Source organism: Actomonas spartinae (genome assembly GCF_051209155.1).
Classification (GTDB): Bacteria; Verrucomicrobiota; Verrucomicrobiia; order Opitutales; family Opitutaceae; genus Actomonas.
This window is the reverse complement of record NZ_JBPJGB010000002.1, coordinates 209482-221732: the sequence shown is the minus strand read 5'-3', so window position 1 is coordinate 221732 and position 12251 is coordinate 209482. Positions and strand designations below refer to the sequence as shown.

The 12251-nt window shown below is 65.8% G+C and carries 12 protein-coding genes; 7 read left to right on the top strand and 5 right to left on the bottom strand.

The features are described from left to right. Positions 1-49 precede the first annotated feature (49 nt). Both AC0MRV_RS08995 and AC0MRV_RS08990 read left to right on the top strand, forming a co-directional pair. Entirely contained in the window at positions 50-421 is a 372-nt protein-coding gene (locus AC0MRV_RS08995; protein WP_472764127.1) for a metallopeptidase family protein, read from the top strand. Between the two features lie 102 nt (positions 422-523). After that, positions 524-1207 (top strand): lipid-binding SYLF domain-containing protein, encoded by a 684-nt coding sequence (locus AC0MRV_RS08990; protein WP_472764126.1) that lies wholly within the window; start codon positions 524-526, stop codon positions 1205-1207. Between the two features lie 75 nt (positions 1208-1282). Here the strand turns inward: AC0MRV_RS08990 and AC0MRV_RS08985 are convergent, their stop codons facing one another. From AC0MRV_RS08985 to AC0MRV_RS08970, 4 genes are all read right to left on the bottom strand, one after another. Beyond that, positions 1283-4201 carry a 1-acyl-sn-glycerol-3-phosphate acyltransferase gene (locus tag AC0MRV_RS08985; RefSeq protein ID WP_472764125.1) on the bottom strand — a complete coding sequence of 973 codons (2919 nt, stop codon included), beginning with the start codon at positions 4199-4201 and terminating at the stop codon, positions 1283-1285. Next, positions 4198-4695 carry a CinA family protein gene (locus AC0MRV_RS08980; RefSeq protein WP_472764124.1) on the bottom strand — a complete coding sequence of 166 codons (498 nt, stop codon included), beginning with the start codon at positions 4693-4695 and terminating at the stop codon, positions 4198-4200. The genes AC0MRV_RS08985 and AC0MRV_RS08980 overlap by 4 nt, the downstream gene beginning before the upstream one ends. Positions 4696-4833: 138 nt before the next feature. Then, positions 4834-5460, bottom strand: a complete 627-nt coding sequence (locus tag AC0MRV_RS08975) for an SET domain-containing protein (protein ID WP_472764123.1) — start codon at positions 5458-5460, stop codon at positions 4834-4836. 44 nt (positions 5461-5504) lie between these two features. Further along, the gene (locus AC0MRV_RS08970; protein ID WP_472764122.1) at positions 5505-6260 is read right to left on the bottom strand and encodes an exodeoxyribonuclease III; all 756 of its coding nucleotides are present in this window, start codon (positions 6258-6260) and stop codon (positions 5505-5507) included. A 120-nt stretch (positions 6261-6380) separates the two neighbouring features. Between AC0MRV_RS08970 and AC0MRV_RS08965 the strand changes: the two genes are divergently transcribed. The 3 genes from AC0MRV_RS08965 (at position 6381) to AC0MRV_RS08955 (ending at position 9486) form a co-directional block, all read left to right on the top strand. Further along, complete coding sequence (locus tag AC0MRV_RS08965; RefSeq protein ID WP_472764121.1) at positions 6381-7406, top strand: hybrid sensor histidine kinase/response regulator; 1026 nt, start codon at positions 6381-6383, stop codon at positions 7404-7406. Between the two features lie 119 nt (positions 7407-7525). After that, on the top strand, positions 7526-9040 hold the full coding sequence (locus tag AC0MRV_RS08960; RefSeq protein ID WP_472764120.1) for a PLP-dependent transferase: 1515 nt from the start codon (positions 7526-7528) through the stop codon (positions 9038-9040). Positions 9041-9201: 161 nt separating this feature from the next. Continuing rightward, on the top strand, positions 9202-9486 hold the full coding sequence (locus AC0MRV_RS08955) for a DUF167 domain-containing protein (protein ID WP_472764119.1): 285 nt from the start codon (positions 9202-9204) through the stop codon (positions 9484-9486). Here the strand turns inward: AC0MRV_RS08955 and AC0MRV_RS08950 are convergent. Continuing rightward, entirely contained in the window at positions 9469-10818 is a 1350-nt protein-coding gene (locus tag AC0MRV_RS08950; RefSeq protein ID WP_472764118.1) for an MATE family efflux transporter, read from the bottom strand. The two genes, AC0MRV_RS08955 and AC0MRV_RS08950, sit on opposite strands and share 18 nt — an antisense overlap. A 78-nt stretch (positions 10819-10896) precedes the next feature. On the opposite strand from AC0MRV_RS08950, the gene AC0MRV_RS08945 reads away from it, so the two are divergent. Next, positions 10897-11781 (top strand): EamA family transporter, encoded by an 885-nt coding sequence (locus tag AC0MRV_RS08945; RefSeq protein WP_472764117.1) that lies wholly within the window; start codon positions 10897-10899, stop codon positions 11779-11781. A gap of 50 nt (positions 11782-11831) precedes the next feature. Continuing rightward, positions 11832-12233, top strand: a complete 402-nt coding sequence (locus AC0MRV_RS08940) for a hypothetical protein (RefSeq protein WP_472764116.1) — start codon at positions 11832-11834, stop codon at positions 12231-12233. Positions 12234-12251 lie beyond the last annotated feature (18 nt).

Below are 12251 nucleotides of genomic sequence, written 5' to 3'. Positions count from 1 at the left end.
CGCGACTTCGTATTCTTCGTTTCCTTCTGTAAAAACTGTCCTGCCGCCCATGTCCCCCGCCCAGCTCCGTTCCCTCGCCGCCGAGGAGGTCGCCGCCACCATCGCCGATCTTCCGCCGGAGCTGCGGCCGCACGCCGAACGCATCCCGGTGCTCTACCACGATTTTCCCACCGACGAGATCCTCGGCGGGGAGTTTGAACCCGACATCCTCGGCCTCTTCGTCGGCCCACCCCACGGCGAGGATTCCGGCGACCGCAACGACCTCCCGTCGCAGATTCTGCTCTTCGTCGGCAACCTCTGGGACTTCGCCGAGCACGACCGCGAAATCTTCCTCGATGAGGTGCACGTCACCTACCTGCATGAGCTCGGCCATTACTTTGGCTGGGACGAGGAGGACCTCGCCAAACGCGAATTGGATTGAATCTTTTCCCGCCCAACCGCGTCTGATCCTCCAGAACCATTCGCAATTCGACATTTCCAAAACTCCGCCACCGTGCTTAGTTCCGTCTCAGATCGACCTGTTATGAAGCGTTTTCTCACCCTCGCCCTCCTCGCCCTCACCTTCGCCGGAGTCGCCCAAGCGGAGCGCACCCTGCCGCGCAAAGACTACGTGACCCGCATCGAGTCGTGCGAAGCGATCATCCGCGAGTTCCAAGCCAGTCGCGACTACGCGATCCCGCAGCAGGTGCTCCAAAACGCTCAGGCGATCGTCATCACCAACCAGTTCAAGGCCGGCTTTTTCTTCGGCATCAAGGACGGCTACGGCGTCATCATGGTGCGCCGCGCCGACGGCTCCTGGAGCCTTCCCGCCATGATCGCCGCCGGTGAGGCCAGCCTCGGCCTGCAGCTCGGCGCCAATGCGATCGAGACGGTCTACATCCTCAACGACGCGGAGATCGCCCGCCGCCTCTACAAAGGTCGCTTCAACATCGGCGTCGACGCCGCCGCCATCGCCGGCCCGCGCGTCGCCGAGACCACCCGCATCAACCGCGAGATCCTCGCCACCCCGATTCTGGTCTACACCAAGAAGCAGGGCCTCTTCGCCGGCGCCACCGTCAAAGCCGGCTGGATCGCCGCCAACAACGTGGGCAACCGCTACTTCTACCAGACCCGCTACAATCTGCCCGAAATCCTCTTCGGCGACTGGGTCCCTGCCCAACCCGAGGTCGAACCCCTCATGCAATACATCGCGCAGATCACGAGGTAAGCGATACAGCCCTCGCCCCCTTTCAGACCCGGCCCAAATAGACGGCCGGGTTTTTTGTGCCCAACCGGATCGCCCTCAGTTCAACCACGTCAGCGCCGGCCGCCCCAGCGACTCCCGCAGCGTCGCCGCATCCGCCCACGTGCAGGTCCCGGCGGCTTCGTCGCCGTCCAGCAGGGCAATGAACTCAAACTGGTCGTTCGCCAGATCACGATCGGCCGCCTCCTCGGCCCACACCCGCACGATCTCCAGCGCCGGCAGGGTCTGGCGACCGAGAATCTCCACCAGCGGGATGTTCAGCATGTCGCCATAACTTCGATACACCACTTCGGTGCAGACCAGCTTGTCGCTGCTGAAAAAATCGAAATCGAAGTCGTAGGGCTTCCCCGCGTGCGCAAACGCCCGCGCGATAGCCATGCGCTTCTGCTCGATCGACAAACGCGGTCGCAGCACCGCCACCGCGTCCGCCTCGCCGATCGAGTGTTCAATCGAGGTGAACACCACCCCTTCGCTCATCGCTTCGATCACCGCATGCGCATGGCCGGCCGCATCCGGTCGCGAAAATTCGGCCAACTTCGCCGCCACCGCCGGATCGTCGGCCAGGCCCAGGGCGCGCAGGTCTTCGGTGGTGCCGACATAGAGCGCCGCGTGCGGCCAGTAGCCGGGCAGGAAGGCATTGGACATATACCAATTGCGCCGCTCGATCAGGATGTCACCCGGCTGCAGCAGCGGCCGCAGCCGCTCCAACAGCTCCGGTGTGACGAGAGTTTTCCCGTCGCGCGGCGCGCGGATCTTCGCATCGCCGATCAAGGTCGAGATCGCCGAGCTCGCCCGATAGTAGCTCCCGCCTACCGCCTGCTTCGCGTCGCTCACCGCCGTCGCGACTTTGTAGGCGAGGATGCGTTCGCTCAGCTCCGCCGTGCGCGCACCGGCCTCCGCGATTGCCGCATGAAACTTTGCCGCCGCCGCACCGCCATCCGGGGCCAGCCCCGCCGCCTTCCACGCCGGCAATGTCGCGTGATAGTGCCGCCACCCCGCCTCCAGCCACCGCCGGTGCGCGACATTGGCTAGGTTCGCACGAATGCGGTCATACACACCCGCCGGCACACCCCAACGCGGCTCGGCTTCGTTGAGTTTGGTGATCGCGTCCTTGCTGCCTTCAAACGCCAACACAAAGCGCGCTGAGTAGTCGTAGAGCACCGCCGCCGCCGTGTAATGCAGCAACAGCGCGCGCAACCGCAGCCGCTCATCGGCAATCTGCTCGTAACGCTGATACGACCACACCGTCCGCAGTAGCGCGGTCCGCAGCGACAGGTAGGTTACCAGCATGCGCCGCATCTCATCGTCGTCCTCCGGCTGGTAATAGCTTCGCTCCCCCGCGTGCAGTTCGCGCTCAAACACCCGAAACCGCGCCTCCAGCTCGCCCAACGCCGTGATCACGCCCGTCAGACCACCTTCGTCACTCGCGATCCGCCCCGCCAAAACTTCCTGACTCAGCCGGTGCAAGGCCGGGGCATCACTTTGCATCCACTCCAAAGGCCGATCTCGCAGCAGCCAACCCGCCACCGCCGTTCCCACCGCCGCCAACACCGCGAGAATGACCACGCTCACCCACAGCGGCGGACGCCACAACTTGCGCGGTGGCTCGGCACCGAACGCACCGGGAAACTCCGCCGCCATCGCCTCCAACGCGGCCACCAGTTCCGTGCGCTCCCGCCGCAACCCCGCCACCCGCTCGCGCTGTGGCAACAGCTTCACCTCGGCCCACCAGATCGGCAGCACCACGCGCAGACGCCGCCCCACCCAGATCGCGCAAAAACCCGCCGCCGGCATCAACGCCAGCCAGCCCCACGCCACCCACGGCATGAACACGCCCAGCATCCACCAAAGCACCGCCGCATACCAAATCCCGTGCACCGGCACGCCGACCAACATGCGATTCAACGCCACCGTGACGCGGCCCGGATGATCCAGTTTCGCCGCTAAGACCCGCGTGATGACATGCGGCACGAGGTGATGCACCAGCCCGAGCAGGCCCAGGCCCAACGCGATGGGCAGCCGCACGGCGTCCCATGTCACCGCGATCACGCGCCGCCACAGCGGCTGACGAAAGAAGCGCGCATCCGCCGGCAACCCGCTCGCTTCGCGCCGCGACCGCCACGCCTGCACGCGCTCGGCCATCGCTTCGGCGCGCGGCCGGTCCTGGGCGTGAAACCAGTTGATCGCATCCGCCACGCGTTTGCGCAATTTTAACACGCCGGTGACGCGCAGCCCGCGCGCCGCCGGCAGGAGCCCTTCCACTTCGTTCAGCAGCGGCTCCCACGTCGCGTCCTCCAAGTGCACGACCACGTCCTTCAACGCCTGATCGATCACCGGCGTAAGCGCGCGCATCGTCTCGCGATGATCGCCGCCGTGCTCGGCCAACAAGGCATCCGCATCGATTGCTTCACCCACCTTGATCCACACCGCCGTGCGAAAACGTTCCTTGCGCTCGTAGTTGATGCCCACCGGCACGATGCGCAGTCCGCGCACGCCCACCTCCAGCGCCTGCATCGCCATCCGCGCCGCGCCCGATCGCACCAACGCGACCTGCACGTCGTCGTGGCTCTTGCCCTCCGGAAAGATACCCACCACCGAACCGCCGTTTTCGCCGAGCGCGCCGGCCGCCTTCGCCAAGGACTCGAGGTTCTTCTTCACCTCCGCACGACCGCCGCCGTCGCTGCCGCGATAGGCCGGGATCATGCCCAGCCCTTTGATGATCCGACCAAACACGGGCAGGTCGAAAAGCGGCGCCTTCGCCATCAGGCGCACCGGTCGCCGCGCGGCCACGCCGAGCAGCACCGGATCGAGCAACGAGTTGGGATGATTCGCCACCAGCAACACCGGCCCCTCCGCCGGGATCGTGCCCGTGACCTCGATGCGCGGATAATAAAATCGCGCGAGCCCATGCACCAGCCAACGCGCCGCCGCGCCCGACCAGCTTTGCGCCGCGCTCATGCGCGCGCCTCCACCAGTAAGGTCAGCAGCGCCGCCAACACCGTTTCACTCACCAGCGCCTGCACCCCGGTGCGATCGAGGCCGGGCCCCTCCACGCGCCCGGTCACCTCGTGCCAGCCGCCATCATCGCACCGCTCGACGACTGCCCACCACGCGAAAGGCACCGGCACACCGTCATCCGGCGCCGCCTCGGCATAACCCGTCGTGGCGAGCGCGAAGCGTGCGTCAAAAAGTTGCGCTACCCCCCGCGCCATCTGTCGCGCGACGCCTTCGCTCACGCAATTGCAGGCCGCCGCCTCGTCGTGATCGACGCCGAGATGGCGCACCTTCTGCGCCAGCGTGTAGGCCGTGATCCCACCGCGAAAAAATGTCGATGCCCCCGACAGTGCCCCGATCCGAGCCTGCACCCCGCCGGAGGTGAGGCTTTCCGCCACCGCCAACCCGTCGCCGGGTCTTCGCGCCATCAGGGATTTGAGAGGAACCAGGTCCAGCACGGGCTCACTGTGACGGTTTTGTTGGGTCACAAAAAAGCACAAAAAGCATCCGACCTATCGTCCGCCCCCTCCCGTGCGTAGCCGGTGGGCGAAGCCATCCGTGTCCATCCGTGGTAAAAAACGCCCGGCCTCCCGGTCCTACTTCCCCTTCTTCTCTTTCTTGGACTTCTTCCCCTTCTTGCCGCCCTTCTTCTTTTTCTCTTTCGCCTTCTTCGCCTCCTTTTTCAGGAGCTTCTTCACCTTCTTGCGTTGGTCGCGGTGCACGATCCAGCCAAAGCATTTCGGCGAACCACAATGGCAGGGATGGTCCTTCCAGTTCTCCCAATCAAAACCGTAGTCGTAGCTCAGTTCCTCGCCCGCTTTGATGTCACGCAGCGCGCTGATCCAGATGTGGCCCCGCACGTTCTCCGTCTCGCAATTCGGCTCACAGGAATGGTTGATCAACCGCGCCGTATTCCAGGACACCGCGCCGTCGAGATCGTAGCGCTTGTTGACCTCGAAGAGATACACGCAGCCATCGTCCTCGCCTTTCTCTTGGCGCGCCACCCGCACCTCGTCGCGGCGCTGTGACTCGGCCTTGGTGATCTTCTCGCCCACATACTCGATCACGCGGGTGCCCGCCGGGATGTCCTTGGCGGCGTAGACCCCGTCGCCGTGCACCTTGGAGGCGGCTACTTCGATCCACTCCGACGTCGTCGGCGCGGGCTCAGCGGTGGAAGTGGCAGGAGTGGACTTCTTCTTGGTCTTCGTCGAACGCGTGGCCATGGCAGGGAAAGCGGGAGAGCGCAGAGCGAGCCGCGCCGCGGCGATTACTTCAACTCCAAACCCACCGGGCAGTGATCGCTGCCCATCACCTCGGGGCTGATCCACGCTTTTTTGAGGCGAGGCTGCAACGCGGCCGATGTCAGGAAATAGTCGATACGCCACCCGATGTTCTTGCCGCGCGCCCCCGCCCGGTAGGACCACCACGAATAGTGGTCGGGGCCTTTCTCAAACTCACGGAAGGTATCCACGAAGCCGTTCTCCAGAAACCGGTCGAAGCCCGCACGCTCTTCCACCGTGAAACCTGGATTGCCCACGTTGGCCTTGGGCCGCGCCAGATCGATTTCCTGGTGCGCCACGTTCAGGTCGCCGCAGAACACCACCGGCTTCTTCTGCTGAAGCTTCGTCAGGTAAGTGCAGAAATCCAGATCCCAGCGTTCACGATATGGCAGCCGCGCCAGCTCGTGCTGCGCGTTGGGCACGTAGACATTCACGAGAAAGAAATCCTCAAACTCGACCGTCAGCGTGCGTCCTTCCTGATCGTGCTCCTCGAGGCCGATGCCCTCGGTCACGCCCAGCACGGGCTGCTTGGTGAAGACCGCCGTGCCGCTGTAACCCTTCTTCTTCGCCGCGCTGAAGTGCGCCGTGTAGCCCTTGGGCCATTCCACGTGCGCCACATCCCCCGGATGACACTTGGTCTCCTGCAGGCACAGCACGTCGGGCTTGGTCGCCCCGAAGAAGTCCAAAAATCCCTTACCCAACACGGCCCGCAGCCCGTTCACATTCCAGGAAACCAATTTCATCGCCGCGCATGCTCACGCCCCCCGCGCAATAATCAACCCCCGGCTGAGCGGCCCGCTTTATTCTTTCCTGCCATCTTTCTCTTTCTCCCCGCGCCCTCGCCCCCCACACTCCCGCTTCCCATGAGCACGCTCCTCCTCATCGACGACGACGAAAACCTGCGCCTGATGCTCGAAGAGCTCTTCCTCGCCGAAGGTCACCGCGTGATCACCGCCGGCGACGGCCAACAGGGCCTGCGGCTCGCCCGGGCCCACCGGCCCGACATCATCGTGTCCGACGTGCGCATGCCCGGCCTCACCGGCCACGAACTCGTCGCCGCCCTGCGTGAAACCCCCGAACTGGCCGATACCCCGCTCATCCTCATGACCGGCGATGCCGACCTCCCCGACATGCGCAAAGGCATGGATCTGGGCGCCGATGACTACATCCCCAAACCTTTCGACAACCTCGCCCTGCTGCGGACGGTGCAATCGCACCTCGAGCGCGCCGGCCAACGCCGCGACTCCGCCTCGACCGAACTGCAAAACCTGCGCCGCAACCTCGACGCCCTGCTGCCACCCGACCTGGTCGAGCCCCTTCACGAGATCATCGGTTGCGCTTCCGTCCTTGAGGTCGACGCCGAGCTCATGCCGGCCAATGACGTGCGCGACTTCGCCCGCAGCATTCTCGCTTCGGCCGACACCCTCAACCGGCGCTTCGAGAACTTTATTCTCTTCTCCCGCCTCGAATCCGGTCACTTGAAGCCCGCGGCGTCCGGCCCCGCCATCGCCGTGGCCGACCTCGTGCGCCATGCCGCCGAGACCACCGCCCGCCGCCACCACCGCGCCGAGCACCTGCGTTTCGAACTTGCCGACCTCACCACCGCAGTCCCCCGCGAATACCTCGCCAAACTCGTCGCCGAGCTCGTCGACAACGCCTGCCGCTACTCCATCAAGAGCGAGCCCATCGACGTAAAACTCGCCGTCACGGCCGACACCTACGCGATCACCGTAATCGACTACGGCATGGGCCTCCCCGATCCGCTCCCCGCCTCCACCGGCTACGGCCTCCGTCTCAGCGAACGCCTCACCCAAGCCCTCGGCGGAACCTGGCAACTCGACAACCGCCCCAAACGCGGCCTGAGCATCACACTGAGCTTCCCGCGGTGAAATTCTCCAGGGTGTAGCCTCGAGCGTGAGCGAGTGGATGAGTGTGGAGTGCTGAGTGGCCGAATTTTGCGATTTGCCGAGCCCCGGCCGTTAGCCGCATCGTGATCCTTCGTCCCGCGATGCCTGCCTTCACTCCGCTTCCCCTCGGCCAACCGATTCCCAACCGCCCCCACGCGGTCTCGTGCAGCCTGCCGACCATGCGCGACGTGATCGGCTACGAGGAAAAAGACCCGGCAATCGTCCAACACCTCACCAGCGGCTACCCGCGCTTCGTCGTCCATCCCTTCAACCGGCAACTCGCCGCGGCCATCGCCACCGAACTCGAGCTCGCCGAGCACGAGCTCTGGCTCACCTGCTCCGCCCGCGCCGCCGACGCCCTGCACGCCGAGCTCGGCATCGCTCACGCCATCCGCGTGGATCACGAAGGCTTGCACGGCGTCGCCCATCCGACCGACCCCGACCTCTTCACCCGCACCAAACGCTACCTCCAAAACACCGGCGGTTTCATTTCCTCCCGCGAAGCCGAGGACCGCCTCGCCGCCCGCGGCACTCTCCCCGCATCCGCCCCCGAGGAACTCGCCCCCGCGGTCACCGCGCTGCACACCGTCACCGACGCCCTGATCGCCGCCTACCCCGGCACCGCCCGCGCCGATATCGTGCTGGCCCCGTCCGGCATGAACGCCTTTCACGCCGCCTGGAGCACCCTCGCCCAACTCCAGGCCAGCCGTGGCCGCACCGTGTGGATCCAACTCGGCTGGCTCTACCTCGACACCATCGCGCAACTCAAACGCTTCACCGCCACCCCCACCGACTACGTCGCGCTCACCGACATCAACGACACCGCCGCCATCGAAGCCGCCATCACCGCCGCCGGTGATCGCCTCGCTGGCATCGTCACGGAAGCGCCCACCAACCCGCTCGTCCAAACCGCCGACCTGCCCGCCCTCGCCGCCCGCGTGCACGCTGCCGGCGGCCGCGTCATCATCGACCCCACCCTCGTGTCGCCACTGAACGTCCGCGTGCTCGAACACGCCGACCTGGTCGTCAACAGCCTCACCAAATACGCCGCCTCCGCCGGCGACGTGATCGCCGGCGCCACCATCATCAACCCGGCCGGTCCCGACGCCGATTGGCTGCGCGCCAAAGTCGCCCGACGCAGCGACCCCATCTACACCCGCGACCTGCGTCGCCTCGCCGCCCAGATCGTCGACTACCCCGCGATCATCGCCCGGACCAACGCCAACGCCGCCGCCGTCGTCGCCCATCTGCGCGACCACCCCGGCGTCAAGGATCTGTATTGGTCACTGCACCCCGATTCCCGCGCCAACTATCTCAAGATCGCCCGGAGCCCGGAGTCAGTCGGCAGCATCATCAGCTTCACGGTGAAAGGCGAGCTCGCGGCCTGCTACGACCGCTTGGCCTTCGCCAAGGGCCCCAGCTTCGGCATGACCACCACGCTCATCTGCCCCTTCATCTACCTCGCGCACTACGATCTCGTGACCAGCGAAACCGGCCGCGCCGAACTGGCCGCCGCCGGCATCGACCCGCAACTCCTCCGCCTCTCCGTCGGCACCGAACCTCTCGAGGAAATCCTCGCCGCCCTCGACACCGCCCTCTCCCCACTTGTCACGTAGGACGTGACAAACCCCCAACCGCATCGCCCATTTGTAACGTAATACGTTGCAAACGACGTCACTGAGGCCACCTCGCCGCTGTAGCCGCGGTCGCTGACCCCGGTTTTCGCCGGTAATCGCTTCCCCGTTTCAGCTTTTCAGATTTTCAGCCTTTCAGCGTTTTGTCCGACCCCACCCTCCTCCCCATCAAAGCCGTGCCCAACGCCTCCCGCAGCGAGGTCGTCGGTTGGCTGGGTGACTCCTTGAAGGTGAAGCTCAAGGCTCCACCCGTGGACGGCAAAGCCAACGCCGAACTCTGCCGCTTCCTCGCCGAGGTCCTCGGCCTCCCCAAGACCGCCGTCACCCTCGCCACCGGCGCCTCCGCCCGCCAAAAGCGCGTCGCCGTCACGGGCCTTTCCTCGGCCGACCTCCGTGTCCGCCTCGACCAACTATTGGGTCAGGCGTGACATTTTGTCCGCCCGCGTGCGGCGGGCGAAGCGGAGGTTAAGCGCGACCGAGGCGAAGATCAGGCCGACGGCCAAGCCGGCCCAAATGCCAACCGCGCCCCAGGGGCCTTTCACGCCGACGAAGTAAGCCAACGGCAGCGCCAGCCCCCAATAGGCGAAGGCCGTGATGCCCGTCGGCACCTTCACGTCCTGCAAACCGCGCAACGACGAGGCCGCGACGACCTGAGCGCCGTCGGCCAACTGAAACACCGCCGCGACCACGAGAAGTTTCGCCGCCAAGGCGATCACTTCGCGTTCGGTCACAAATCCCGCCGCCAGCACTTCGCCGGCAAGCGCGAACACCGTGGCAAAGGCCCCCATCACCAACGCGGACAACACCTGCGCGCCGAAACCGATCGGCCGCAGCGCTTCCAAGCGCCCCGCGCCCACCGCCCGGCTCACCCGCATGCTCACCGCCATGGCGAGGCCGAGCGGGAACATGAAGGTGAAGGCCGCGCAACTGATCGCGATCTGGTGCGCTGCGAGCTGGGTCGCGCCCAGCCAGCCCATCATGATCGCCGCGGCACCAAACGCGCCGCCTTCAAACACCAGACTGAACGCAATCGGCACGCCCAAGCCGAGCAACTTGCGAAAGCCACTCCACGTGTATCCAGAAAACCACTGCGTCGGCCACGCCGCGTGAAAATGCGGCGACCGACTCACCCACCACCAGATCGCCACCACACCGATGAGGCGCGACAACAGGGTCGCCACGCCCGCCCCCGTCAGCCCCATGGCCGGCGCGCCGAGATTGCCGTAAATGAAAATCCAGTTGAGCAGGACGTTCAACAGGACGCCGCCCAACATGATCACCATCGGCCCGACCGGCCGCTCCAAGGATTCCGCGAAGTGCCGCATCGCCTGGAACGCCAGCGTCGGCACGTTTGAAATCGCGATCAGCACGTAATAACCCGGCACCAACGCCAGGACCTCCGGCGGTTGGCCGAAGCGGTGCAACTGCGAGCCGAGCGCGAGCATGGCCACCATCGTCACCGTGCCCGCGATCACGCTCAGCGCCGTGCCGTGCTTCATCCAGTTGGCCGCGCCCTTTTCGTCACCCGCGCCGTGGGTTTGCGACACCAGCACCGTGACCGGAATCATCAGACCGACGCCGATCATGAAAAACAGGCCCCAGATGCTGCCGGCAAAGGCCGAGGCCGCCAGTGCCTCCTTGCCCACGCGACCGATCATGATGCTGTCCGTCACGCCCATCAGCATCTGGCTCACCTGCCCGACGATGATCGGACCCGCGAGCACCAGCGTGCGTTTGGTTTCTTGGACGTAGGCGGACATGGGACCGTAGAGCAACGGACACGGAGAATTGCGCTGCAACCTTCTTCACGGTTCTCCTTTGCCCCGTCCCCTCCGCCGATGTCCCTCCTCGCCGTCGCTCTCGTCCTCACCGCCGCCGTGCTGCACGCGACGTGGAACCTCGCGGCCAAGCGGGCGGGCAGCGGGCTGCCCTTCGTCTTCGCGGTCGGTCTGCTCATGTGTGTGCTCTACCCACCGGTGATGATCACGGTCGTGATCTGGAACGGCGGGCTCACCCTCACCGACACCGACCTGCTCGTCATCGCGGTCAGCACCGTGCTCAAGACCGGTTACGCGCTCTTCCTGCAACGCGCCTACCGCAGCGGCGACTTCTCGTTTGTTTATCCGCTGGTGCGCGGCAGCGCGCCGGTCATCGCCACGATCGGCGCGGCCGTTTTCCTGCAGGAACTCCCCACCCCGCTGGGCGCCGTCGGCGGGTTGCTCATCGTCACCAGCATCTTCTTCCTGAGCCACGGCGAACGCCTGTGGCAAACGCCCACCTCCGGCAGCACCACGCCAGCGCTGGGTCGCGCCCTGTTCAACGCCCTCGTCGCCGGCTCCTTCATCGCCACTTACACGGTGTGGGACCGCAACGCGGTCGGCTACCACCACCTCAACCCCATCCTTTTCGACGGTTTCACCAACCTCGGCCTTACCGTCCTGCTCGCGCCGTTCGCGTGGAGCCGGCGCGATGAGGTGCGGACCATCTGGCGCGAGCACCGCCGCGAGATCATCATCATGGGCACCCTGTCGCCCGCCGCCTACGTGCTCGTCCTCACCGCGCTGAGTTTTACGCCGGTGAGCTACGTTGCCCCCGCCCGCGAGTTCAGCATCCTCATCGGTGCCTACCTCGGCGCCCGCGCATTTGGCGAGACCCACACCCCGCGGCGCCTCTGGTGCGCCGCGGGCATGGTCGCCGGCCTGCTCATTCTTACGACCGCTTGACCGGTTTCACCCTTCCCTCGCCGACGGACCACCACCAAGCTTATCCCCCGATGAAACAGAGCCGCCTGCTCCTCTGGATCACGATCCTCCTCATCGGACTCGTCGCCGTGCTGCGATTCAAGCACACCCATCGGGCCGAACCACCGGTCACCCACAGCCCCGCCTTGCCGCACGCGGCGAGTGACGCTCCAACCACCGCGGCGATCACCACGCCCCCGGCGAATCACACTCCCTCCGCCGCCACCGACAGCACCCTCGCGATCGAACATGGCATGACCATCGACTACTCATCCGGTCACGCCGTCGTCACTCAAGTTGACCCCGAAATCGACGCCCAAATGCGCGCCGACCTGGCCGAAATGGAAGCCGCCGCCGCCGAGGTGATCTTCACCGCCGATGGGGCGGAGTCCGCCCCCGAACCTGATTCCGCCACGCCGGTCCCCGCTCCCTGACCCGCGCATCTCGCTTTG